This is a genomic window from Nocardioides sp. SYSU D00065, assembly GCF_017916425.1.
Taxonomy (GTDB): domain Bacteria; phylum Actinomycetota; class Actinomycetes; order Propionibacteriales; family Nocardioidaceae; genus Nocardioides.
The window spans coordinates 538,794-561,830 of record NZ_JAFMSX010000001.1 but is presented as its reverse complement, the minus strand read 5'-3'; the positions used below and the strand labels follow the sequence as shown (position 1 = coordinate 561,830).

The following is a 23,037-nucleotide window of genomic DNA, read 5'->3' as shown; positions in this document are numbered from 1 at the left end:
CAGGCCACTGTTCCATGATTGGCTATGTGCAGCAAGGCCAATCGTCGCCAAACTGGGAGCCATGAGCAGCACTGTCCACGCACCCCGTCCCACTCTCGTCGACCTCGGCCCTCTCGCCCAGCTCCGCGCCGGTCGCCTCACCCGGCGCCTGCCGCAGCTCTTCGTCGGGCTGTTCCTCTACGGCGTCTCGCTCGCCCTCATGGTGCGCGGGGCGCTCGGTCTGGCGCCGTGGGACGTGCTGCACTCCGGCTTCATCCGCCACGTGCCGATGACCCTGGGCCAGGCGGTCGTGCTGTTCAGCTTCGTCGTGCTGGTGCTGTGGATCCCGCTGCGCGAGATGCCGGGTCTCGGCACGATCAGCAACGCCCTCGTCGTCGGCGTCTCCGCCGATGCGACGCTGGCCGCGCTCGAGCGGCCCGACGCGATCGCGGCGCGGGTCGCCCTCATGGTCGGCGGAGTCGCGCTCTGCGGCATGGCCAGCGCGCTCTACATCGGCGCCCAGCTCGGCCGCGGCCCCCGCGACGGCCTGATGACGGGCCTGGCCCGTCGCACCGGGCTCTCGCTGCGGCTGGTCCGTACCGCTCTGGAGGTCACCGTCGTCGTGATCGGGCTGCTGCTCGGCGGCAAGCTGGGCATCGGCACCGTCGCCTACGCATTGGCGATCGGCCCGCTCACCCAGCTGATGCTGCCGTGGTTCACCGTCCGGCTGGCGAGCCCGCCTGTGGCCGACGAGCCGCGCCCCTGACGGGAGGGCTGGGCGACGTCGTCAGCCAGCGTCGTCAGGTCGCGTCGTCGCGGACCAGGTAGGCGATGACGCCGACGCTGATGCCGACCGAGACCAGGACGCCGACCGGGCCGAACATGAGCGGCAGCGCCGTGAGCGCCCAGACGTCGAACCCGCGCGCCACGCTTCCCAGCACGCCGGTCGGCACTGCGCCGGCCGGCGTGCTGACCATCGGCGCGGCGTAGTCGGGCGGCTTGCCGGTCACCCACCGCACGGTCGCCGCGAGCGACGAGACGCCGCACGCCGCGGCCAGCGCCACCGCCTCGACCGGCGGGTGGGCCGGGCTCAGCGTCCACGTCGTCGCGAGCGCGAACAGCATCAGTGCCGTGCCGGGCACGACCAGGTGTGCCAGGAGCAGCCGCGACCGCCGCAGGGGCAGCATCCGAGCCAGGCTCTCGGTCCGTACGACGACCCGCAGGCCCGCGCAGAGGGCCGGCCCGCCGAGCAGCCCGACGAGCGTCGTGACGAGCACGACCGCGCGCCCCGCGTCGGCGCGTGCGGCGGCGTACGGCAGCAGGACGAGACCTGCCAGCAGCACGTACGGCTGGGGCGTGCGGCCCGCGCGCCGCAGCTCACGGTGCACCAGGGCCCGCCAGCCGAGCGGCCCGCCGGTGCGGGGCCGCACGTGGGCGCCGCGACCCCAGCGACGGGCCAGCAGCACGTCGTACATCAGGCCGAGGTCGAGCGAGGAGAGCGCACCCGACAGGCTGGGGGACAGGTGCTCGGTGTGGCCCAGCACCCGGCGGGTCACCCCGCCGACCGCCACCGCCGCGCGCCACGCCAGCGCGAGGGCCGCCAGTCCGACGAGCACCGCGAGCGCCGCACCGACCGCGGCCCCGACCGTCCCCGGCGCGACGACCGACCCCCACGGTCGAGGTCGGGTCGCGGCGAGAGCCAGGCCGCACCACAGCGTCGCCGCGAGGACCCACGTGAGCCAGCGCGCGGCGGGGCGCTCGTGGACCTGCGAGAGCGCGGCGACGCAGACGCAGGCGAGGGACGCACCGGCGCAGGCGAGCACGAAGAGGGCCCCATCGACGACGGAGAACCCGCCCAGCACCGCCGGGGCGAGCAGCAGCACCGCCGCCCCGGTCAGGCAGAGGGCCGCCGTGCGCCACCAGCCGGGGCGCAGCAGGGCGCCGCGGTCGACCGGGGTGCTCAGCAGCCACGCGTTGGCAGCGGGTGGGCTGAACACCGGACCCAGGAGCCGGGCCAGGCCGAGGGCGAGCAGCGCGACTGCCAGGGCCGCCAGCCACGGTGCCGCCGACCGGACGTCGCTGCACGCGCCGGCGCAGGTGCCGTCGGCCAGGCGCCGCAGCTCGAGCACCACGTTGCCGCCCATCGCGGCGACCATGACGACGCCGAAGAGGACGACGTACGCGTCGGACAGCGCCTCGCCCCACCGCAGGTCGGCACGGCCCCGGCGCCAGTCCCGGACCTCGCGCCGGATCTCGCGCGCGGTGGGAACGGCGACCGGCGGCTCAGGCGTCATCACGGTCGGCGCCGAGCCGTACGACGCGGTCGCACACGCGCGCCACCAGGGCGGGGTCGTGACTGACCAGGAGCACCGCGCGGCCCGCCCCCTTCTCCGCGACCAGCTTGTCCCCGAGCCACGCCACGCCGTCGACGTCGAGGCGGGCCTCCGGCTCGTCGAGGACGAGCAGCCGCCGCGGTCGCACGAACGCGCTCGCCAGCGCCAGCCGGCGCCGCTGGCCCGAGGAGAGCGTCGAGGGCAGCTGCCCGGACACCTCCATCAGGCCCACCTCGTCGAGCACGCCGTTGACGACCTCCTCGGCGTCCGGCTGCGCGTGCGCCCGAGCCACCAGGTCCAGGTGCTCGACGACCGAGAGGTCGGGGAAGAAGTCGATGTCGTCCAGAACGACGGCCAGGTCGCGGCGGATCCCGGGCACCCGCTCGTCGAGGGGCTCGCCCGCCAGCGTCGACGTGCCGGCGTCGGCCTCGTCGGCACCGACGATGCACCGCAGCAGCGTCGACTTGCCGCTGCCGTTGGGGCCGACGACGCCGACCGCCTCGCCGCACGCCACGTCCAGGTCGAGCCCGGACAGGATCGTGCGGTCGCCGAAGCGGCGCGTGATGCCGCGGACCGTGAGCAGTGCCTCCCCCATGCGCCACATCCAAGCAGGAAGCGCCGTCCGCGGCCGCGGACGGCGCTCCGTCAGCGACGCGTGGCGAGGATGGTCGAGGCGTCGGCGGCGACCATCACCTCGACCGCGGTGAACCGCTCGTCGGTGAGCCACTGCTCGCGCAGGGTGTCCACCCGGCCGTAGGCGATGGGCGGCCACGACTCGCAGGGCGCGAAGTCGTCGAGCACGACGATGCCGCCGGGCTCCACCAGGTCGATGATCGAGTCGACGCCGACCTCCGAGGGGCTGCCGGAGTCGAGGAACAGCAGGGAGAACGGGCCGCGGTCGCGCAGCACGTTCCAGTCGGCCGCGAGGACCTCGACGCAGGCGTCGTCGGTGAAGATCGTCGAGGCCGCGCCGGCCAGCGACTCGTCCAGCTCGGCGGTGAGGATCCGCGCCCCGTTGCGTACGCCGCTGCGCAGCCACGCCGTGCCCACGCCGCACCCGGTGCCGAACTCCGCCATCGTGCCGCCGCGGGTCGCGGCGAGCGTCGCGAGCAGCCGGCCGGTCTCGTTGCGGCAGAACGCGACGTAGCCCGCCTGTCGGCACACGTCGAAGGCGCGCTGCACGACGTCGGGGAGTTCCGGAGGAGCAGACATGAGGTCGAGAGTGTGTCATCCCCCGGACGCGATCCCAGTCCGCGGCCGGACATCTCACGATCTGACACGCACCACGAAATCCGGTGCGCGGCGCCGGCGCCCGGTCGTAGGGTCGGCGCACCATGCGGAGCGTCCTCGTACTCATCGACCGCCGCGGCGAGGCCTGACAGAGAGGCCACCTCGTCGCGGTGTTCGGCGTTGACGAGGTTCCGCCGCCCCCCGGCTTCTCGCATCAGAGTCAGCCCAGCTGACGCCCTTCGAAGCCGCAGAGGTGACGTTCGATGTACCAGATGTATCCCGACGCCTGGGGCCCCGCCGCCCACGACCCCGAGAACCCGCGCAGTGCGGAGAACACCGCCGCTGCGGTGCAGCGGGCGCTTGACCTGCGAGACAACGGCGGCCTGCGTCCCGACGACAACTAGCGTTCGCGCCATGTCCGACTCCCAGCAGCCGACGTCCACTCCGCCCGTCTCCGGCAACCCGACCCTCGCCGTCATCCCTGGCGACGGGATCGGCCCGGAGGTGACGGCCGAGGCCCTCAAGGTGCTCGAGGCCGCCTCCCCGGTGGCGTTCGAGCCGACGCGCTACGACCTCGGCGCCGAGCGCTACCTCGCCACCGGGGAGGTGCTGCCCGACTCGGTGCTCGCCGAGATCCGCGGGCACGACGCGATCCTGCTGGGAGCCGTGGGAGGCAAGCCCAACGACCCCAACCTGCCGCCCGGCATCCTCGAGCGCGGCCTGCTGCTGCGGCTGCGCTTCGAGCTCGACCACTACGTCAACCTGCGCCCGTCGCGGCTCTTCCCGGGCACGGCCTCACCCCTGGCCGAGCCCGGTGACATCGACTTCGTCGTGGTCCGCGAGGGCACCGAAGGCCCCTACACGGGCAACGGAGGTGCCCTCCGGGTCGGCACGCCGGCCGAGATCGCCACCGAGGTCTCGGTCAACACCGCCTACGGCGTCGAGCGGGTGGTGCGCGACGCCTTCGCCCGCGCGCAGAAGCGCCCCCGCAAGAAGCTGACCCTGGTCCACAAGACCAACGTGCTGGTCAACGCCGGCTCGCTGTGGTGGCGGCTGTTCGAGGCGGTGGGTCAGGAGTTCCCGGACGTCACCACCGACTACATGCACGTCGACGCGGCGATGATCTTCCTGGCCACCGACCCGGCACGCTTCGACGTGATCGTCACCGACAACCTGTTCGGCGACATCGTCACCGACCTCGCCGCCGCCATCACCGGCGGCATCGGCCTCGCAGCGTCCGGCAACGTCAACCCCGACCGGACGGCCCCCTCGATGTTCGAGCCCGTCCACGGATCGGCCCCCGACATCGCCGGCCAGCAGAAGGCCGACCCCACCGCCGCGATCCTGTCCGCCGCACTCCTGCTCGACCACCTCGGCCACGGCGAGGCCGCGGCGCGCATCGAGACGGCCGTCCTGGCCGACCTCTCCGAGCGCGCGCCAGGCACGAGTCGTCGTACGAGCGAGGTCGGGGACGCGATCGCCGCCCGCATCTGAGCCCTGGAATAGGTTGACCCCATGCAGATCAGCACCACCGCCAACCCCTCGCCCGTCGACGACGCCCGGCTCGCCGAGATCCTCGCGAACCCCGGGTTCGGCCAGCACTTCACCGACCACATGCTCACGGTGGAGTGGACGCCCGAGGAGGGGTGGCACGGCGCGCGCATCACGCCCTACGGGCCGCTGACGCTCGACCCGGCGACCGCCGTGCTGCACTACGCGCAGGAGACCTTCGAGGGCATGAAGGCCTACCGGCACGACGACGGCTCGATCTGGACCTTCCGCCCGGACCAGAACGCCGCGCGGATGGTGCGCTCGTCGGCGCGCCTGGCGTTCCCCGAGCTGCCGGTCGGGGACTTCGTCGACTTCGTCGACGCCCTCGTCGAGGTCGACCAGCGGTGGGTGCCCCAGAACTCGTCGGAGCCGGGCGAGGGCGAGAAGTCGCTCTACCTGCGCCCCTTCATGTTCGCCTCCGAGACCTTCCTCGGCGTGCGACCGGCCCAGCACGTGACGTTCATGGTCATCGCCTCCCCGGCCGGCGCCTACTTCAAGGGCGGCGTGAAGCCGGTCAACCTGTGGCTCTCGGAGACCTACACCCGCGCCGGGCGCGGGGGCATGGGCGCGGCGAAGACCGGCGGCAACTACGCAGCCTCCCTGGCCGCCCAGCGCGAGGCGATCGAGCAGGGCTGCGACCAGGTCGTGTTCCTCGACGACCAGGAGTTCCGCTACGTCGAGGAGCTCGGCGGGATGAACCTGTTCTTCGTGCACGCCGACGGCAGCATCGTCACCCCCGAGACCGGCACGATCCTCGAGGGCATCACCCGCGCCTCGATCATCGAGCTCGCGAGCAAGCTCGGTCATGCGGTGGAGGAGCGGAAGTTCTCCATCGACGAGTGGCGCGACGGCGTGGCCTCCGGCGACATCACCGAGATCTTCGCCTGCGGGACGGCCGCCGTCGTCACGCCGGTCGGCGAGCTGCGCTCGCCGCAGGGCACGACCCCTGCGCCGGCGAGCACCGAGCTGACGATGCAGATCCGTGAGGCGCTCGTCGGGATGCAGTTCGGTCGCGCCGAGGACACCTTCGGGTGGATGCACCGTGTCTGCTGAAGCACGCGCCACCGGCGCCTGAACCGATGTCCGCCGACACCCCGACCACCCAGCAGTCCTCCTGCCGGGGCGCTGACGCGTTCAGCGGTCAGTCCCCCCGCTCGCTGCGCCACTTCATGAGCACCGAGTCGGGGTCGGCCGGGATGCTGGTGGTCGCGGCCCTCGTCGCGCTCGTCTGGGCCAACTCGCCGTGGTCTGAGTCCTACGTCGACCTGTGGCACACCGAGGTGTCCGTCCGCTTCGGCAGCGACGGCATGACGATGGACCTGCACCACTGGATCAACGACGGCCTGATGGTCGTGTTCTTCTTCGTGATCGGCCTCGAGGTCCGCAAGGAGTTCGCCATCGGCGAGCTCACCGACCGGAGCCGTCTGGTGGTCCCCCTCGTGGCCGGCCTCGCCGGCATGCTGGTGCCGGCCGCGATCTTCCTCGCGCTCAACCCCTCAGGTGAGCAGGCGGCGGGCTGGGGTGCGGTCATCGGCACCGACACCGCGTTCCTGCTCGGCGTGATGGCGCTGGTCGGACCGACGGTCTCCACGCAGCTGCGGATCTTCCTGCTGACGCTGACCGTCATCGACGACATCATCGCCGTGAGCGTGATCGGGGTCGTCTACTCCGACGACCTCTCGCCGGGCGCGCTGCTGGTGGCAGCCGTCTGCCTGGTGGCGCTGGGAGTCCTCGACAGGTACGGCGTGTGGCAGGCGGCGCCCTACGTCATGATCGTGCTGGTCCTGTGGATCGCCACCGTGGAGTCGGGCGTGCACGCCTCGATCGCCGGCATGCTGAGCGGCCTCCTGGTCCCGGCGCTCGACCCCCGGCGCAGCGACGTCGAGGACGCCGCCCGCACGTTCCTGGCGTTCCGCCAGTCGCCGATGCCGGGAGTGCAGCGGACCGCACGGCGATCCCTCACGCGCGCGATCTCGGTCAACGAGCGCCTCCAGGAGGCGCTGCACACCCCGACCAGCCACGTCGTCGTACCCGTCTTCGCGCTGGCCAACGCCGGCGTCGACCTCCGCAACGGCGTGCTGGGCGACGCGTTCACCTCGGCCCTGATGTGGGGCATCGTGCTGGGACTGGTGGTCGGCAAGACGCTCGGCATCTTCGTGGGCGCCTTCGCGAGCGTCCGGCTCGGCTGGGGACGCCTGCCGCAGGGCGTCGGGCTCGGGCACACGCTCGCCGGCGGAGCCCTCTCCGGCATCGGGTTCACCGTTTCCCTGCTGATCATCAGCCTCGCCTTCGACTCCTCGCGGCTGCAGGACCAGGCCCGGGTCGGCGTGCTGTTCGCTGCCGTGCTCGCGAGCCTGGCCGGGTGGCTGGCGTTCCGCTTCGCGGCCCGGTTCCTGGGTCAGCGCGACGCTGCTCTGCCCACCGTCCTGAGCGATCCGGTGGATCCGGAGCGCGACCACGTCCTCGGACCGGCCGACGCCCCTCTGACCCTGGTGGAGTACCTCGACTACGAGTGCCCCTTCTGCGCCCGGGTGAGCGGTGTCGGCGCCGAGCTGCGCGCTCACTTCGGTGACCGGTTGCGCTACGTGACCCGCCACCTGCCGCTGCCCGTGCACCCGCACGCGGAGCTGGCCGCCATGGCCGCGGAGGCGGCGGCACGGCAGGGCAGGTACTGGGAGATGCACGCCGTCCTGTTCGCCCACCAGGACCAGCTCGAGCTGGAGGACCTGGCCGGCTACGCCGCCGAGCTCGGCCTCGACGTCGAGCAGTTCCTGCGCGACCTCGACGACGAGGACCTTGCCCGGCACGTCCAGCACGACGTCGCCTCGGCGGAGGCGAGCGGCGTGCGGGGGACGCCGACCTTCTTCATCGGCGAGACCCGCCACGTCGGCCCCTTCGACGGGCGCTCGCTCATCGCGGCGCTGGAGGCCGTCGAGCGCGTCCGCTGACCGCGCCGGGGTCGGCCGAAGGGCGGTGCCCGGCGCGCGCCCTCCGGATCAGCCGGATGGCCGACTGTCGCCGGTAGCCTCGTGCCGTGACGACGTCCCCGAAGGCGCCGCCGCCCGGACTGACCGTGGGCGGCTACGCGCTGCGCGCCCGCCTCGGCGAGGGCGGCATGGGCGTGGTGCACCTCGGCCAGAAGCCGGGGGAGCGGCCGGTCGCGATCAAGGTCCTGCGACCGCACGTCGTCGGCGACGACGAGGCCCGCCGCAGGCTGGCTCGCGAGGTCAGCTCGCTGAGCCGGATCCGCAGCCGCCGCGTCGCCGAGATCGTCGACGCGGATCCCTGGGGCGAGATCCCCTTCGTCGCGACGCGCTACGTGCCCGGCCTCTCGCTGCACGACCACGTGCAGGAGGAGGGACCGCTCGGGGGCCAGGACCTCCTGTGGTTCGCCGACTGCCTCGCCGAGGCGCTCGAGGCGGTCCATTCCGTCGGCGTGCTGCACCGCGACGTCAAGCCCTCCAACGTCGTCATGGAGGGCCGCACGCCCATCCTCATCGACTTCGGCCTGGCGCGGGTCGCGGAGGACTCCCGCATCACGATGAACGGCTGGCTGCTCGGCACGCCGGGCTACCTCGCGCCCGAGATCCTGCACGGCGACGACGCCACCGCCGCCTCCGACGTCCACGCCTGGGCGGCGACCGTCGCCTACGCGGGCACCGGCCGCGCTCCCTACGGGCGCGGCCCCTCCGTCGCGATCATGGACCGGGTGCGACGGGGTGAGCACGACCTCGCCGGCCTCGATCCGGCACTGGTGCCGCTGGTCGAGGAAGCACTCGCGCCTCGAGCCGCGGACCGGCCCTCGCTCGACGAGGTGCGCGACTGGCTGGAGGACCTCGCGCGCCCGACGGCCGCCGCCGAGCGGCCCGGGCCGGCCCTCGAGCGCCAGCCAGGTCCCGTCACGCTGCCCTACGTCGCCCTGGCCCACGACGAGGCCGCGGCACCGACGCGCGTCGGCACGGGGGTCGCGCCGGTCGAGGAGCCCGTGCACTGGTCGTCGGAGTGGGACGACGCCGGCACCCTTCCGCACCGCAGCACGCGCGTCCTGCCGGACGGCACGACCGAGTACGTCGCCGACTACGGGCCCGCGCCTCGCGAGCGGGCGCCGGCCGGTGAGCGCCTGCGACGCTCGCTCACCCTGCTGGCCGTCGGCGGGGGCGTCGCCGGCGGCATCGCCCTCGCCCCCTACGTCGCGCTCGCGGTCCTCTTCGTGGCCGTCTGGCTCCTGCGCAGCGGCTCCCTGGCGGCGGCGTCGGCCGGCAGCCGACGCGAGCGTCGGGGAGCGCGCTGGTACGACGGCATCCAGGTGTTGCTCGCAGCGCCGTGGCACGTGGTCGCCGGGCTCGGCGGGTCGGTGCTGCTGTGCCTGTGGAGCCTCGGCATCGCCGCCGCGGTCGCCCTGCTGTGCTTCGCCGTCTCGGCGCCGATGACGACCTCGCTCGGCGTCATCGGTGCCGCGTTCGCCCTCTCGACGTGGTGGGGGCCCGGCTCGGAGCGGGTCCGCTCCCCGGTCCACCGCGTCGTCGACCCGCTCGCGCGGCGCGGCGTCCCGTGGCTGCTCGTCACGCTGCTCGTGGCCGCGGTGGCGTCCGGGCTGGGAGCCGCGGCCTCGGCCCAGGGGACGGACTGGGCGCCGGACGACTCCGCGCCGCTCTCCGGCGTACGCCTGCCCGGCTGGCTCTGACCCCCGTCCGTTCGGTTGCGCCGAACGGGGTACCTTCGCTGCTCAAGCCACGATGAGCAGGAGGGCTCCATGACCGAGCAGCCGGACATCGCCGCCGAGATCGGCACCGACCCCGCGGTGGACGTCACCGGGGACACGACCGACAACGAGAGCTACCACGGCTACAGCGTCGACGACGAGACGCAGCCGCAGAGCACGGGCGACAGCCTCGTCGACGACCGTGGGCTCGCCGAGCCGCTGGACGAGGGCTACTCGCCGCCCGAGAAGTGGTCGGCGGGACAGGGCTTCGGCAACACGCCGCTCGAGGAGAGCCAGGGCGAGTCGCTGGAGCAGCGCGTGGGACAGGAGGTCCCCGAGCCGGACCCCTACGAGGTCGCCGAGGAGGAGGCCGAGCGCGGTGACCTCGCCGCGCTGGTGCCGCAGGAGGACGTCGCGGGCGGCGCCGAGACCGACGACGTCGACGGCATGCGCGCCGGCCGCCTGGTCGCGACCGACGAGGGCGTCCGCGAGGACACCGACAAGGACCTCGTCGCCACCGACGTGGGCATCGACGGCGCCGCGGCGGGTGCCGAGGAGGCCGCCGTGCACGTGGTCGAGGACCCCGACCTCAACCCGCCGGACTGATCACGTCCTGACGTGCCGAGGGGCCCCGACCAGGTCGGTCGGGGCCCCTCGACGCGTTCCGGGGAGTCAGCCGCGCGGCTGGGCCGGGTTCGTCGGGTCGCCCTGCGACGGCGGGTTGACCGGCGGACCCGGCGTGACCGCGGCGGCGGGCGCCTCGCCCGGCGCCGTCTCCGGCGCGGGCGCGCCGGGGTCGCCGGTCGACGGCGTGGCGTCACCGCTCTCGAGCGAGGTCAGCCGGTGCTCGAGCATCATCACGATCTGCGGGCGGTTGGCGTGCTGGCGCTCGTAGTCGAGCAGCTGACGCACCCCGTCCGGGTCGAGGGCGTGCGCCCGGGACTCGATGGAGCCGGTCGCGAGGTTGTCGTAGTCGGGGAGAGGGGCCTCGTGGTGGGTCATGGCGCCCGGTACCCAGCGGCGGCGGACCTCACGCCTCCTCGAGCAGGCCACGCTCCTCGACGAGCTCGGTGGCCAGCGTGCGGTAGCCCACGTCCTCGAACAGCACCGTCACCCGGTCCTCCTCGACGTCGGTGACCGTCCCGAGCCCGAACTCCGCGTGCCGCACGGTGGCCTGGACGGCGTACGGCACGTCGTCGTCCTGGCTCTCCTCGGGGGCGGTGCCCTCCACGCAGTTGTCGCAGATCCCGCACCGCTCACGCACCTCGGCACCGAAGTAGCCGAGCATGAAGGCGCTGCGGCACCGGTCCGTCTCTGCGTAGGCCCGCATCATCTCCACGCGCGAGCTCTCCAGCCTGCGCTGCGCCTCAGCCCGCTCGACGACGGCGTCGACCACCTTCTCGACGTCCGCGTCGTCGGGCAGATCGGCGGCCTGCCGGCCCAGACCGACGAGGTTGACGATGCGGCCGGCCTTGCGGAACCCGAAGTCGAGGTGCTCGGCCACCTCGCGCGGGTCGTCGCTGCCCGCTGCGTCCATGGCGGCGATCACGGCTCGTACGTCGGCCCGCTTGGGCACCGGAGTCGTGAAGAAGCGCCCGAGCGAGAGGTCCTCGGCCCGGTAGGCCAGCACCGCCGTCGCGGTCGCCCGGTCGCGCCCGGCGCGCCCGACCTCCTGGTAGTACGTGTCCGGCGACTCCGGCACGTCGGCGTGCACGACGAAGCGGATGTCGGGCTTGTCGATGCCCATGCCGAAGGCGGAGGTGGCCGCCACCAGCGGCACCTCGCCGGACATGAACGCCTCGTGCACCTCCGAGCGGCGCCGCTGGCCGAGGCCGGCGTGGTACGCCGCCGCCCGCAGGCCGCGCTCGACCAGCGCGTCGGCGTACTCCTCGGCGCCCGCGCGGGTGCGGCAGTAGACCACACCGCTGCCAGGGCCGCCGGAGAGCCCGTCGACGAGCTCCAGCACGCGGTCGCGCTGTTCGTCGGCGTCGGCGAAGCGCTCGACGCGCAGCGCGATGTTGTCGCGCTCGAAGCCGGTCAGCACGACGCGGTGCTCGCGCAGCGCCAGCCGCTCGGCGATGTCCTGCTGGGTGGGCAGCGCTGCCGTCGCGGTCATCGCGATCACCCGCGGTGAGCCGAGCCGGGCGATCAGGTCGCCGAGGCGCAGGTAGTCGGGGCGGAAGTCGTGGCCCCACGACGACACGCAGTGCGCCTCGTCGACCGCGACGAGCGTCGGCTCGAGCGCCGCCACCTCGGCGAGCACGTCGGGGTTGGCGAGCTGCTCGGGGGAGAGCAGCAGGAACCGTACGTCGCCCCCGCGCGCCGCCTCGAGCACCTCTGCGCGCCGTGCCTCGGACTCCGCCGAGCTGAGCCGGGCCGCCCCGAGGCCCACCTCCTCCAGGGCGGCGACCTGGTCCTGCTGCAGCGCGAGGAGGGGCGAGACCACGACCGTGCACCCGCCGAGCAGCAGCCCGGCCACCTGGTAGGTCAGGGACTTGCCCGACCCGGTCGGCGCGACGAGGAGCACGTCGCTGCCGGCGAGCAGCGTGCTGATCGCCTCCTCCTGCCCGGGCAGGAGCTCGCGGTGGCCGAAGTACTGCTCGGCCGTCTCGCGCACGCGCGCGGAATCGATGGCCAACCTGGGCTCCTCCCATGGGCCGTCGGCCCGCGATGACTGCAGCGGCTGGCGGTACCCGCCCCCGACACCGCCCATGCGAGCGACGTCGGTCACCTCACGCTCGCGGTCCGCGCCGGAGCTGTCGGAAGGTGACCGACCAGCGCTCCTGGCTGACGGGCGGGACGCTGTGCTGCCAGACGCTGCGGGCCTGACCCGCGAGGACGTACGCCGAGCGGCGGGGCAGCGGCTGCTCGAAGACATGTCTCACCCCGCCCGCGGCCCTGCGCTGGAACCGCATCACGGAGTCCGAGGCCAGCGACACGCCGACCACTGTCGGGCCGAACGCCGTGGCGTCGCGGTGCCAGCCGATGCCCGCGCCCGCCGGGTAGTGCGTCACGAGCGCCTCGACGAGGCTGTCGGCGTCGACCTCGGCGAGCGCCGCGGCCCGGTCCCGGAGCGGCAGCAGCCGATCGGGAACGGGCTCGATGTCGCTCGTGCCCCACGAGGCGTAGTCGTAGTCCACGCCGAAGTGCCGCACCAGCCGGCGCGAGGCGACACCGTGCATGACGACCGGCTCGGTCGCCAGTCCCCGGCACCAGCGCAGGAGGTCGGCCTCCTCGGCCTCGGCCAGGAGGTCGAGGTCCAGCACCAGTCCCGCCGGACGCTCCTCGACGCCGCGCATGGCCATCGTGGGCTACCTGCGTCGCGGCCTGGGTGCCTCAGTCGTCGACGCCGGCGCTCTCCTCGGCGGCGCCGTCGACGCGGGACGGCTCGCCGTCGCTGGGCGTCGAGGACGGGGACGCCGGGCCGGCGTGCTCCTCCCCGGTCTCGCTCACGCCTGCCTGCTCCTCGGCCGCGCCGCGGCCGTCCTGCTCGCTCATGAGTGCCTCGCTCGGATCCGGGGACGGGACGGTCCCGTACCCACCTGAGCGCCGGGCAGTCACCGGCGCTGCCCGCTCGCGCAGGCGATGCACGTGCGCGCCGCCGGCAGCGCCTCCAGGCGGGCCGCGCCGACCGGCCGGCCGCAGCGCTCGCAGGTGCCGTACGTCGCTGACTCCACCCGCGCCAGCGCCGCGTCGATCTCCGCCAGGTGGCGACGCACCTGCTGCACGAGCGCCCCGATCTGGGAGCGCTCGAAGGCGATCGTGTGGCCCTCGGGGTCGTGCTCGTCGTCGGCGTTGGTGTCGAGGGACGCCGCCACGACGGACTCGTAGTCACCGCTCAGGCTGGCCAGGCGGGCGAGGGCGAGCCGTCGTTCGTCCTCGAGGCGGCTGCGTGCGGGGTCCACGCCGCCATGATGGCGGCTGCCTCCGACAGCGCGACAGTCGTCCGGGTAGCGTCGGGGCGTGGTGGAGAACGGTCCGGTGCTGGTCGACCACCGGGAGCGGGGCAGCGGGATTCCCGAGGCACTGGCCGCGGCCGGGCTCGACGTGCGGCTCACCGACCTGCCGGTGGGCGACTACGTCCTCGGCGTCGGCCTGGCCGTCGAGCGCAAGGGCCCCCAGGACCTGGGCGCCTCGATCCGCGACGGGCGCATCTTCGACCAAGCGGTGCGGTTGCAGTCGACCTTCCCCCAGGCGGTGCTCCTCGTGGAGGGCGAGCCGCGGGGGATCGCCGAGGACGCGTGGCGCGGCGCGGTGTGCCGGCTGGTGGAGGACGGGTTCACCGTGCTGCACAGCCTCGACGCCGAGGACAGTGCGGCGTGGATCGTCCGCCTCGCCAAGCGTGCGCGGCGCGCCGCACCGACGACCCGCGCCGAGGGCCCGCGGCGGGCGCCGCGGCACCCGTCGGCGCAGGCGGAGGTGATGCTCTCGGTCGTGCCAGGCATCAGCGCGGCGATGGCGCGCAGCCTCCTCGCCGCCCACGGCAGCGTCGCGGCGATCGCCGCGGCCGCTCCGGAGGGCCTGCGTCGCCACCCCGGCATCGGCCGGGTGCGGGCCGGGCGGCTCGCCGAGGCGCTGCACGGTGGCTACGTCGCCCCCGCCGACCGCGAGCCCGAGCCGGAGCGGCCTGCACGCGGGACGCGACCGCCGCGGCGCTGGATCCTCACCGGCCCGGACCGCACGGCGGAGCCCGAGTCGTTCGACCGTCGCGCCATCGCCCTGCGTGCCCTGCGCTCGGCCGCGGCCGGCACCCAGCTGGTCGACGGCCTCACCGGGGAGGTCGTCGAGGCCGAGTCCGAGCCGGGCGCGGGAGCGGACTGACGAGCCGGTCGGTCTGCGCTCGCACCGCCGTGAGCACGGCGGCGAGGGCGGGACCGGGGGGCCTGTCCCGGGTGAGCAGGAGCAGCCGTCGCGTGACGGGTGTCGAGTCGACGACGTCGCGGACGGCGAGCGAGGGGTCGGCCGTCGGGAGGGACAGGACAGGCAGCAGTCCCACGGCGCCGGTCGACCTGATCAGCTCCAGCTGGACGTCGGCATCGTTGGACCGGTGTCGCACGTCGGGGTCGAAGCCGCCGTGCGAGCGGCAGGCCGCGACCACCAGCGCGTGGTGGCCGGTCCCGGCAGCGGACGCCACCCACACCTCCTCGCGCAGGTCCGCGATCGACACCGGCCCGTCGTCGGCAGCGCTGGGGTGCCCGGCGGGGAGGACGACCCGCAGCGGCTCGTCCACCAGGACCTCGTGCCGCAGCCCCGGTGGCCGAGGACGCGGGTGGCCGGTGTACTCGTCGCTGATCACGAGGTCGAGCGAGCCCAGCCGCAGCTCCGGCAGCGCCTGCTCGAGCTCGAGCTCGGTGAGCTCGAACCGCACGGCGGGGTGCGTGGCCTGGATGTCGGCCAGTGCCGGGATCAGCACCCGTCGTGTCGCCGACTGCAGTCCCGCGGCCCGCACGGTCCCGCGTACGTCGCCGCCCAGCGACCCGAGGTCGGCCTGGGCGGCCTCGGTCGCAGCGAGCAGGATCCCTGCGTGCTGCGCGAGGAGCCGGCCGGCGTCGGTGAGGCGCACCCCGCGGCCTGCTCGCTCCAGGAGCCGGACGCCGACCTCCCGCTCGAGCACCGCCAGCTGCTGGGAGATCGCCGAGGGGCTGTAGCCGAGGGCCGCCGCGACCGCTGCCAGCGTCGTGCGCTGCTCCAGCTCGCGCAGGATCCGCAGCCGGCGGAGGTCCCACGTGTCCATCCACAAACCCTAACGATTCGCATACGGAATCCGTCGTTGGACGTGACGAGTGTGGCATCGCGAGACTGGGGACGTGGGTCCTCTCCTCGTGCTCCTGTCCGCCGCGTGCTTCGGCGCGATGGCGGTGTTCGGCAAGCTCGCCTACGACGAAGGCGTCTCACCGCAGTCGCTCGTGCTGCTCCGGTTCGTCCTCGCTGCGGCACTGCTGGTCGCGATGACGGCGTTGCACGCGCTGCGCACCGGACGTGGCCCGGTGACCGCGCCGGGCTCCGGTCGGCCCCACCGGCTGCTGCTGACGGGGTTGGCGCTCGGGGGGATCGGCTACGCGTTGCAGGCGACGTTGTACTTCGCCGCCCTCGGGCGCATCGACGCCGCGCTGGTGGCCCTCGTGCTCTACACCTACCCCGTCCTGGTGACCCTCGCGGCCGTGCTGCTCGGCCGCGAGCGGCTGACTCCGGCGCGGCTGGCGGCGCTCGGGGTCTCGACGCTGGGGACGTTGCTGGTCCTCGTCGGAGCAGGTGCGGTCGGCTTCGACGCGACCGGCGTCGCCCTGGCCTTCGGGTCGGCGCTCACCTACACGGTCTACATCCTCGTCTCGGACGCCACCGTCCGGCAGGTGCCGCCCGTGGTGCTCACCACCTTGGTGATGACCGGCGCGGCCGTGGTGCTGTCGGCGCAGGCGGCGCTGACCGGCGGCATCGACCTCCCGGCCACCGCGCACGGCTGGCTGTGGATCGCCTGCATCGCGGTCGTGTCCACCGTGGTCGCCGCACTGGCCTTCTTCGCCGGCATGCGACGCACGGGGCCGTCGACCGCCTCGATCCTCTCCACGTTCGAGCCGGTCGCCACCGCGACGCTCGCGGCTCTCCTGCTGGATGAGTTCCTCACCCCGGTCCAGGTCATCGGCGGCGGACTCGTCCTGGCGTCCGTGGCGCTCGTCCAGCTGCGGGGACGCGGTCCGCGGGTCGAGGACGACGCCGGCGACCAGATCGTGGGACGCGCGTCTCGCGCGAGCCGCTGGGATGGCACCCTGAACCCGTGACCACCAGCACGATCATCATTGCCTAGCGCGACGGGACTCCCCGCCGCGCCGACCTCCTGGACCCCAGGAGGTTTTTTGTTGCTCCGACCCAGCCAGAGAGATGACCGATGGACCTGCACGGCGCGTTCCACGTCTATGACACCACCCTGCGCGACGGCGCCCAGCAGGAGGGGCTCAACCTCTCGGTCGCCGACAAGCTGAGCATCGCCAAGCAGCTCGACGGCCTCGGCGTGGGCTACATCGAGGGCGGCTGGCCCGGCTCGAACCCCAAGGACACCGAGTTCTTCCGCCGGGCGCGTGCGGAGCTGGACCTCGAGCACGCCCGGCTCGCGGCGTTCGGCGCCACCCGGCGCGCCGGCGTACGCGCGGCCGACGACCCGCTCGTCGCCGCGCTGCGGGACTCCGGTGCGGGCGTGGTCACGCTGGTCGCGAAGTCGCACGACCGCCACGTCGAGCTCGCGCTGCGCACCACGCTGGAGGAGAACCTCGCGATGGTGCGCGACACGGTCACGCACCTGCGCGAGGAGGGCCAGACCGTCTTCCTCGACGCCGAGCACTTCTTCGACGGCTACCGCGCCAACCGCGACTACGCGCTGGAGGTCCTGCGCACGGCCGCCGAGGCGGGCGCGGAGGTCGTCGCGCTGTGCGACACCAACGGCGGCATGCTCCCCGACTGGGTCTCCGACGTGGTCTCCGACGTCATCGAGACCACCGGCGCCCGCGTCGGCATCCACGCCCACAACGACAGCGGCTGCGCGGTCGCCAACTCGCTCGCCGCCGTCGCCGCCGGCGCCACGCACGTCCAGGGGTGCATCAACGGCTATGGCGAGCGCACCGGCAACGCCGACCTGGTGACCGTCGTCGCCAACCTCGAGCTCAAGCTCGGCCGACACGTCCTGCCGGCGGGCCTGCTCCGCGAGGCCACCCGCATCGCACATGCCGTCGCGGAGGTCACCAACGTGCCGCCGGCCTCGCGCCAGCCCTACGTCGGCACGTCGGCGTTCGCCCACAAGGCGGGACTGCACGCCAGCGCGATCAAGGTCGACCCGGACCTCTACCAGCACATGGACCCGACCGGCGTCGGCAACGACATGCGCCTGCTCGTCTCCGACATGGCCGGTCGCGCGTCGATCGAGCTCAAGGGCCGCGAGCTCGGCTACGACCTCTCCGACGGGTCGCCGGACATGCGAGAGCTGGTCACCCGCGTCACCGACCGGGTCAAGGCGATGGAGCAGCGTGGCTACACCTTCGAGGCCGCCGACGCCTCCTTCGAGCTGCTGCTCGCGGAGGAGGTCGAGGGCGCCCGGCCGTCGTACTTCGACGTCGAGTCCTGGCGCGTCATCACCGAGACCCGCACCGACGGGGAGGCGATCTCCGAGGCGACGGTCAAGCTGCGCTCCGAGCAGGTGCGCTACGTCGTCACGGGCGAGGGCAACGGCCCGGTCAACGCCCTCGACGCCGCCCTGCGCGAGGCGATCGGCCAGGCCTTCCCCGAGGTCGCGAAGTTCGAGCTCATCGACTACAAGGTCCGGATCCTCGACCAGGGCCACGGCACCGACGCGATCACGCGCGTGCTCATCGAGACCAGCGACGGGGAGTCGTCGTGGGTCACGGTCGGCGTCGGCGCCAACGTGATCGAGGCGTCGTGGGGTGCGCTGGTCGACGGGTTGACCTTCGGGCTGCGCCGGCACCACCGCTGAGCGGCAGACCGGTCCGGCGCCCGGCCGGCCCGGCGAGTGGACATGACGACGGGTCGCTCGGGTACCTGCCTGGCATGACGACTGCACCGTTCGAGCCCGGCACCGAGCCCATCCCCGGTGTGCCCGACACCGAGAAGCCCAACCCGCTCGCCCCCGGCGAGATGCCCGACCAGGGTCCGCCGGAGCCGCAGCCGACGGAGTCCTGAGCCGTACGCTCAGCCGCGCACGACGCGGCGTACGAGGTCGTCCCACCCGGCCTCGACGCGCTCGAGCGGCAGGCGCTCTCGGGTGACCTGCTGCTCGAGCACCACCATCTCCAGCGGCGCCAGGATCGCCGTCGCGAGCATGAGCAGGTCGCCGCTCACGCCGAGCTCGCCCAGCAGGTAGCGCACGTGCATGTTGGCGAACGACAGTGCGGCGGCCGACCGCGTCCCGGGCCGCCCGGCGGCCGCGATCAGGTCGGCGTGGGTGAGGTTGGTCCGCAGGCGCGAGTGGCCGAAGGCGAGCAGCCGCTCGAGCGGCGGAGCACCGGGACCGAGGGGCGGGGGACCGGAGATCACGCTCGCCTGCCAGGCCGTCTCCGACTCGTTGAGCACCGCCGCCATGAGCCCCTCCCGGCTCTCGAAGCGCCGGAACAGCGTTCCCTTCCCGACGCCCGCCTCGGACGCGACGGTGTCCATGGTCACCCCGTCGACCCCCCGCGTCTCCACCAGCCTCAGCGCCGCCGCGAGGATCGCCTGGTGGTTGCGCGCCGCGTCGGCCCGGCGTGGAGCCGGCTCGTCGGCGAGGGGGAGCAGGCGCGTCACGGTCCACAGACTAGGCGCGAAGAAATTCTGAAGCACGGGAATAGAACCGGACCACGGTCCGTTTAGGCGGACATGACCACTGACAAGCAGACCCGTGTCGCCGTCCTCCTCGGTTCCGTCCGCGCCGGCAGCCTCAACCGTCGCATCGCCGAGCACCTCCGCGACAACGCCCCCGCCGGCGTGACCGTCGACGTGCTCGAGGGCCTCGACGCCGTGCCGTTCTACAACGAGGAGATCGACGGGGACACCGTCCCGGCGAGCGCCTCAGCCCTGCGCCAGGCCGTCGCCTCCGCCGACCGCGTCCTCGCCGTGACGCCGGAGTACAACGGCACCATGCCGGCCGTGCTCAACAACGCCATCGACTGGCTCTCGCGCCCCTACGGACAGGGCGCCATCGTCGGCAAGCCGTTCGCCGCGATCGGTGCGACCCCGACTCCCTACGGCGGCAAGTGGTCGCACGAGCACGCCCGCCACTCAGCGCGGATCGCCGGTGCGGTCGTGGTCGACCACATCGTCGTCGACGAGCCCGCCGTCGCCGGTGACCCGCTCGCCGACGAGGCCGCGGTCCAGCGCTTCCTCGGCGCCCTCGACGACCTCGTCGCGCACGAGGTCGAGGTCGACGCGGCCTGACCGGCCCCACGCTCGCTCCACGCACGCTCGCTCCACGCTCGCTGTGCCCACGCTCGCTCCGCCCACGCACGCTCCGCCCGCGCCCGAGGCGCGGGCGGGGCGTGCGTTGCGGGATCGAGCGGTCAGTCCCCGATGCCGCGCGCGTGCAACGCGTCTCCGGTGTCCCGCGCCCGCGCTACCACGCGGATCACGAACGGGACCAGCAGCGCGCGAGGCGACCGCTCCAGGCCGCGCGCGAGCGCGGCGTGACGGGAGTCCTCGGCGAGGCTGAGCGTCGTCGGGATCGCCCGCAGCATCAGGGAGAACGCCAGCGCCACCTGCTCGGGATCCACCCCGACCCGGCGCAGCGGTCGCAGGCCGTGCGCGACTGCGTCCATCACCTCGTCCACCGGCGTCGTCACCGTCAGCGTCGTCGCCAGCGCGATGAGTGCGAGCAGGTCGGCGACGACCTCGACGGCTCGCGGCCAGTCGTGCTGCCAGACCGTCCAGGCGCCGAGGACGGCTGCGGTGAGCAGCAGCCACCGCATCGCCCGCACGGTCGCCACGATCCGGGCGCCGGACCACGCGAGCAGCGCGACCGCCACCGCCAGGAAGCCGAGCGCCGGGACCGGGCCGCGTACGACGACCACCACCACGCCCGCGACCATCAGGCCGAGCAGCTTGACCCCGGCGCCGAGCCGGTGCAGCCGGGTGTCCCCGGGCCGGTGCAGGCCGAGCAGCTGGGCGCTCATGCCGTGGCCCGGTAGTGGCCGACGACCTCGGCCGGGTCGCCGTCCCGCTCGATCCGGCCGCCGCGCACGAGCAGCACCCGGTCGCAGCGGGCGGCCAGCTCCAGGTCGTGGGTCACGAGCACGAGCTGCTGCGGCAGCCCGAGGAGCAGGTCGCCGATCCGGCGGCTGTTGCCGAGGTCGAGCAGGGTCGTCGGCTCGTCGGCCACCAGCACGGACGGCGCGGTGGCGAGCACCCCCGCCAGCGCCAGGAGCTGCCCCTCGCCTCCCGAGAGCCCGTGGACGCTGCGCTCGCCGAATCCGCCGAGGCCGAAGTCGGCGAGCACCCGCTCGGCGGCGGCCAGTCGCTCCGCCTTGGTCGGATGCGCGCGACGCAGCGACAGGGCCACGTCCTCGCGGGCGGTCGGCATCACCAGCTGCGCGGCGGGATCGGTGAACACGAATCCCACCCGGCGGCGCACCTCCCGGCCCGCCCGCGCGACGTCGAGGCCGTCCACGAGCACGCGTCCGGTCGTCGCCGGGACCAGGCCGTTGACGAGGCGGGCGAGCGTCGACTTGCCCGAGCCGTTGGGGCCGATCAGCGCGATGCGGTGCTCGGTGAGGTCGAGCGTCGTCTCGTCGAGGATCCGCCGGTGCCCCTCGCCGGTCGGCACGGAGACGGTCACCTGCGCCAGGCGGATCTCGCTCACGCGGCGGGCGAGCTCTCCGGCTGCTCGCTGCGGGTGAGGGCGGCCTTGCGACCGAGCATGTCGGGGAAGGCGCGGTGCACCGCGGTGGCGACGAAGGCCATGGCTGCGTTCTTGAGCACGTCGCCGATCCAGAAGACCTTGTCGACGTCGAACGCCTGCGCCCACGTGAGGTCGGCGCGCAGCACCAGCCCGGTCATGCCGCAGGTGTGGATGAGGGCCGCGGAGCTGAACAGTCCGGCTGCGAACACGACCGGCACGCTGGCCAGGGACCGGCGTGGCAGGCGCTCGACGAGGAGTCCGCACAGGGCAGCGGCCAGCGGGAAGCCCACGAGGTAGCCGGCCGTGGGACCGGCGAGCACCGCGAGGCCCGCTGCGCCGCCGGAGAACACCGGCAGCCCGGCCGCGCCGACGGCCAGGTAGAGCACGACGGCGAGGAAGCCGCGCCGCATGCCCAGCACCGCGCCCGAGAGTAGGACCGCGAAGGTCTGCAGCGTGATGGGCACCGGGCCGGCGAGCTTGATCGCCGGCAGCAGCGCACAGGCGGCGACGAGCGCCGCGAAGGCCGCCACGAGGGCGATGTCTGTTCCGGGGTTGCGGCGGGTGCGCATGCGGGAGAACCTCTAACCTGAACGGTGATCAGTCTGAACGCCGTTCAGGTTAGGGTGGCACGCGAAGCGCGTCAACGTGGAGCCATGGTTCGCGAGGGGAGGTACGCCGTGCCGCACCGCCGGTCCGACGTGCTCGCCCATGCGGTGGCTCTGCTGGACAGCCACGGCCTGGCGGCGCTGACGATGCGGCGCCTGGGCGCCGAGCTCGGCGTGCAGCCGAGCGCGATCTACCACCACTTCCCGAGCAAGCAGGCGTTGCTCGCCGCGGTCGCCGACGAGATCCTCGCCCGGGGCGCACGGCCGCGCACGGCCGTCGCGTGGCCCGACCGGCTGCGCGAGGTGTGCACCGAGCTGCGCCTGGCGATGCTGGCGTGCACCGACGGCGCCGACGTGGTCGCGACAGTGTGGGCCTTCGGCCTGGGCGCGGCCGCGCCGGTGGTGGAGCTGGAGAAGGTGCTCACCGACGCCGGCGCGCCGCCCGAGCTCGTAGCCGTCGCCTCGCGCACGCTGGTGCACTACGTCTTCGGGCACGCCTTCGAGGAGCAGACCGCGCGCCAGGCGGTCCGCCTCGGCGCGGTCGAGCGGTCGCTGGAGTCGCTGCCCGACTTCGACCTGGGGCTCGACCTGGTGGTCGACGGGCTGCGGGCGCGGCTGGCCTGAGGTCCGTCGGTCAGGCTGTGGTGTCGACGTCCGCGCCGTGCAGCTCGGCGAGCAGGACGGCTCCGGCGAGGTCGAGCCGGGTCCTGCGCAGCGTCGCTGCGGTGAGGTCGACGCCGTCGAGGCCGGCCGTGCGCAGGTCCGCGCGGTCGAGGTTGGTCTCGCGCAGGACGGCCCGGTCCAGCCGCGCTCGCGCGAGCACCGCCAGGGTGAGGTCGGACATCGAGAGGTCGGCCTCGCGCAGGTCCACGCCGGTGAGGTCGAGCCGCGAGAGGTTGGTGCCGCGGATGGTGACACCGAGCCACGACCCGCCCCTCACCGTGAGCGGTCGCAGCGTGCACTCGGCGAAGGTGGTGCCAACGAGCTTGCAGCCGTCGAGCGTCGCGTCGAAGAAGGACGTGCGCCGGAAGTCGCAGCCGACGAACGCGGTCGCGGTGTGCGTCGAGGCGTTGAAGCGCCCGCCGTGGAAGGTGCACCGCTCGAAGGTCGCCCCCGACGTGGTGGCCTCGGACAGGTCGAGGTCGGTGAAGGTGCACTCCACGAACCGCGCGGCGCCCAGGTCGTCGCCGTACCAGTCCTTGCTGCGGAAGTGCACGCCGTCGGCTGTCTGGGGCTCGGTCACGGCAGCCACCGTATGCGGCGGCGCCG

At 73.8% G+C, this 23,037-nt stretch carries 27 protein-coding genes; 13 read left to right on the top strand and 14 right to left on the bottom strand.

All coding sequences use genetic code 11. From position 1 onward, the window contains the following. The first annotated feature begins 61 nt into the window (after nt 1-61). The gene (locus J3P41_RS02810) at nt 62-745 is read left to right on the top strand and encodes a YitT family protein (protein ID WP_210648718.1); all 684 of its coding nucleotides are present in this window, start codon (nt 62-64) and stop codon (nt 743-745) included. 34 nt (nt 746-779) lie between these two features. Here J3P41_RS02810 and J3P41_RS02805 read toward each other — a convergent pair whose 3' ends face one another. From J3P41_RS02805 to J3P41_RS02795, 3 genes are read right to left on the bottom strand one after another with little or no spacing between them, the layout of a single operon-like run. Beyond that, nucleotides 780-2,273 carry a DUF6297 family protein gene (locus J3P41_RS02805; protein ID WP_246861634.1) on the bottom strand — a complete coding sequence of 498 codons (1,494 nt, stop codon included), beginning with the start codon at nt 2,271-2,273 and terminating at the stop codon, nt 780-782. Beyond that, complete coding sequence (locus J3P41_RS02800; RefSeq protein ID WP_210648716.1) at nt 2,263-2,907, bottom strand: ABC transporter ATP-binding protein; 645 nt, start codon at nt 2,905-2,907, stop codon at nt 2,263-2,265. The genes J3P41_RS02805 and J3P41_RS02800 overlap by 11 nt, the downstream gene beginning before the upstream one ends. A gap of 50 nt (nt 2,908-2,957) precedes the next feature. Next, nucleotides 2,958-3,524, bottom strand: a complete 567-nt coding sequence (locus tag J3P41_RS02795) for an O-methyltransferase (RefSeq protein ID WP_210648715.1) — start codon at nt 3,522-3,524, stop codon at nt 2,958-2,960. Nucleotides 3,525-3,805: 281 nt separating this feature from the next. Between J3P41_RS02795 and J3P41_RS02790 the strand changes: the two genes are divergently transcribed. The 6 genes from J3P41_RS02790 (at nt 3,806) to J3P41_RS02765 (ending at nt 10,401) form a co-directional block, all read left to right on the top strand. Further along, nucleotides 3,806-3,946, top strand: a complete 141-nt coding sequence (locus J3P41_RS02790; RefSeq protein WP_210648714.1) for a hypothetical protein — start codon at nt 3,806-3,808, stop codon at nt 3,944-3,946. Between the two features lie 10 nt (nt 3,947-3,956). Continuing rightward, nucleotides 3,957-5,036, top strand: a complete 1,080-nt coding sequence (locus J3P41_RS02785) for a 3-isopropylmalate dehydrogenase (protein ID WP_210648713.1) — start codon at nt 3,957-3,959, stop codon at nt 5,034-5,036. Between the two features lie 21 nt (nt 5,037-5,057). Beyond that, on the top strand, nt 5,058-6,146 hold the full coding sequence (locus J3P41_RS02780; RefSeq protein ID WP_210648712.1) for a branched-chain amino acid aminotransferase: 1,089 nt from the start codon (nt 5,058-5,060) through the stop codon (nt 6,144-6,146). A 26-nt stretch (nt 6,147-6,172) separates the two neighbouring features. Continuing rightward, nucleotides 6,173-8,041, top strand: a complete 1,869-nt coding sequence (nhaA, locus tag J3P41_RS02775; RefSeq protein ID WP_210648711.1) for a Na+/H+ antiporter NhaA — start codon at nt 6,173-6,175, stop codon at nt 8,039-8,041. A gap of 86 nt (nt 8,042-8,127) precedes the next feature. After that, on the top strand, nt 8,128-9,777 hold the full coding sequence (locus J3P41_RS02770) for a serine/threonine-protein kinase (protein ID WP_210648710.1): 1,650 nt from the start codon (nt 8,128-8,130) through the stop codon (nt 9,775-9,777). Between the two features lie 69 nt (nt 9,778-9,846). After that, nucleotides 9,847-10,401: a DUF5709 domain-containing protein gene (locus J3P41_RS02765; RefSeq protein WP_246861432.1), complete on the top strand. Its 555-nt coding sequence runs from the start codon at nt 9,847-9,849 to the stop codon at nt 10,399-10,401. A 66-nt stretch (nt 10,402-10,467) separates the two neighbouring features. Here the strand turns inward: J3P41_RS02765 and J3P41_RS02760 are convergent, their stop codons facing one another. The 5 genes from J3P41_RS02760 to J3P41_RS02740 all read right to left on the bottom strand — a co-directional run bounded on the left by J3P41_RS02760 (nt 10,468) and on the right by J3P41_RS02740 (nt 13,700). Next, nucleotides 10,468-10,797, bottom strand: a complete 330-nt coding sequence (locus J3P41_RS02760; protein ID WP_210648709.1) for a hypothetical protein — start codon at nt 10,795-10,797, stop codon at nt 10,468-10,470. A 28-nt stretch (nt 10,798-10,825) separates the two neighbouring features. Continuing rightward, nucleotides 10,826-12,433: an ATP-dependent DNA helicase RecQ gene (locus J3P41_RS02755; protein ID WP_210648708.1), complete on the bottom strand. Its 1,608-nt coding sequence runs from the start codon at nt 12,431-12,433 to the stop codon at nt 10,826-10,828. Nucleotides 12,434-12,527: 94 nt separating this feature from the next. Beyond that, the gene (locus J3P41_RS02750; RefSeq protein ID WP_210648707.1) at nt 12,528-13,094 is read right to left on the bottom strand and encodes an alpha-ketoglutarate-dependent dioxygenase AlkB; all 567 of its coding nucleotides are present in this window, start codon (nt 13,092-13,094) and stop codon (nt 12,528-12,530) included. Nucleotides 13,095-13,131: 37 nt separating this feature from the next. After that, nucleotides 13,132-13,293 (bottom strand): hypothetical protein, encoded by a 162-nt coding sequence (locus tag J3P41_RS02745; RefSeq protein WP_210648706.1) that lies wholly within the window; start codon nt 13,291-13,293, stop codon nt 13,132-13,134. A 59-nt stretch (nt 13,294-13,352) separates the two neighbouring features. Beyond that, nucleotides 13,353-13,700 carry a TraR/DksA C4-type zinc finger protein gene (locus J3P41_RS02740; RefSeq protein WP_210648705.1) on the bottom strand — a complete coding sequence of 116 codons (348 nt, stop codon included), beginning with the start codon at nt 13,698-13,700 and terminating at the stop codon, nt 13,353-13,355. Nucleotides 13,701-13,758: 58 nt separating this feature from the next. Here J3P41_RS02740 and J3P41_RS02735 point away from each other — a divergent pair, with 58 nt between their 5' ends. After that, nucleotides 13,759-14,616: an ERCC4 domain-containing protein gene (locus tag J3P41_RS02735; protein ID WP_210648704.1), complete on the top strand. Its 858-nt coding sequence runs from the start codon at nt 13,759-13,761 to the stop codon at nt 14,614-14,616. On the opposite strand, the gene J3P41_RS02730 is transcribed toward J3P41_RS02735, so the two are convergent. Further along, on the bottom strand, nt 14,564-15,529 hold the full coding sequence (locus tag J3P41_RS02730; RefSeq protein ID WP_210648703.1) for a LysR family transcriptional regulator: 966 nt from the start codon (nt 15,527-15,529) through the stop codon (nt 14,564-14,566). The two genes, J3P41_RS02735 and J3P41_RS02730, sit on opposite strands and share 53 nt — an antisense overlap. Nucleotides 15,530-15,602: 73 nt before the next feature. Here J3P41_RS02730 and J3P41_RS19130 point away from each other — a divergent pair, with 73 nt between their 5' ends. The 3 genes from J3P41_RS19130 to J3P41_RS18840 all read left to right on the top strand — a co-directional run bounded on the left by J3P41_RS19130 (nt 15,603) and on the right by J3P41_RS18840 (nt 18,477). Continuing rightward, the gene (locus J3P41_RS19130; protein ID WP_210648702.1) at nt 15,603-16,571 is read left to right on the top strand and encodes a DMT family transporter; all 969 of its coding nucleotides are present in this window, start codon (nt 15,603-15,605) and stop codon (nt 16,569-16,571) included. Nucleotides 16,572-16,678: 107 nt separating this feature from the next. Next, the gene (gene cimA / locus J3P41_RS02720) at nt 16,679-18,271 is read left to right on the top strand and encodes a citramalate synthase (protein ID WP_210648701.1); all 1,593 of its coding nucleotides are present in this window, start codon (nt 16,679-16,681) and stop codon (nt 18,269-18,271) included. A gap of 74 nt (nt 18,272-18,345) precedes the next feature. Beyond that, nucleotides 18,346-18,477, top strand: a complete 132-nt coding sequence (locus tag J3P41_RS18840) for a hypothetical protein (RefSeq protein ID WP_282594792.1) — start codon at nt 18,346-18,348, stop codon at nt 18,475-18,477. Between the two features lie 9 nt (nt 18,478-18,486). Here J3P41_RS18840 and J3P41_RS02715 read toward each other — a convergent pair whose 3' ends face one another. Further along, nucleotides 18,487-19,077 (bottom strand): helix-turn-helix domain-containing protein, encoded by a 591-nt coding sequence (locus J3P41_RS02715; RefSeq protein ID WP_307861797.1) that lies wholly within the window; start codon nt 19,075-19,077, stop codon nt 18,487-18,489. A gap of 72 nt (nt 19,078-19,149) precedes the next feature. Here J3P41_RS02715 and J3P41_RS02710 point away from each other — a divergent pair, with 72 nt between their 5' ends. After that, a complete protein-coding gene (locus tag J3P41_RS02710; protein ID WP_210648700.1) occupies nt 19,150-19,707 on the top strand; it encodes an NAD(P)H-dependent oxidoreductase in 558 nt (185 codons plus the stop codon). A 122-nt stretch (nt 19,708-19,829) separates the two neighbouring features. Here the strand turns inward: J3P41_RS02710 and J3P41_RS02705 are convergent, their stop codons facing one another. From J3P41_RS02705 to J3P41_RS02695, 3 genes are read right to left on the bottom strand one after another with little or no spacing between them, the layout of a single operon-like run. After that, a complete protein-coding gene (locus J3P41_RS02705; protein WP_210648699.1) occupies nt 19,830-20,438 on the bottom strand; it encodes an energy-coupling factor transporter transmembrane component T in 609 nt (202 codons plus the stop codon). Beyond that, nucleotides 20,435-21,124 (bottom strand): ABC transporter ATP-binding protein, encoded by a 690-nt coding sequence (locus tag J3P41_RS02700; RefSeq protein ID WP_307861796.1) that lies wholly within the window; start codon nt 21,122-21,124, stop codon nt 20,435-20,437. Before J3P41_RS02700 ends, J3P41_RS02705 begins: the two co-directional genes overlap by 4 nt. Continuing rightward, nucleotides 21,121-21,732: a biotin transporter BioY gene (locus J3P41_RS02695; RefSeq protein ID WP_210648698.1), complete on the bottom strand. Its 612-nt coding sequence runs from the start codon at nt 21,730-21,732 to the stop codon at nt 21,121-21,123. Before J3P41_RS02695 ends, J3P41_RS02700 begins: the two co-directional genes overlap by 4 nt. A gap of 84 nt (nt 21,733-21,816) precedes the next feature. On the opposite strand from J3P41_RS02695, the gene J3P41_RS02690 reads away from it, so the two are divergent. Then, complete coding sequence (locus tag J3P41_RS02690; RefSeq protein WP_246861431.1) at nt 21,817-22,392, top strand: TetR family transcriptional regulator; 576 nt, start codon at nt 21,817-21,819, stop codon at nt 22,390-22,392. Nucleotides 22,393-22,402: 10 nt separating this feature from the next. Here the strand turns inward: J3P41_RS02690 and J3P41_RS19125 are convergent, their stop codons facing one another. Next, nucleotides 22,403-23,011 carry a pentapeptide repeat-containing protein gene (locus J3P41_RS19125; RefSeq protein WP_307861795.1) on the bottom strand — a complete coding sequence of 203 codons (609 nt, stop codon included), beginning with the start codon at nt 23,009-23,011 and terminating at the stop codon, nt 22,403-22,405. Between the last annotated feature and the right edge of the window lie 26 nt (nt 23,012-23,037).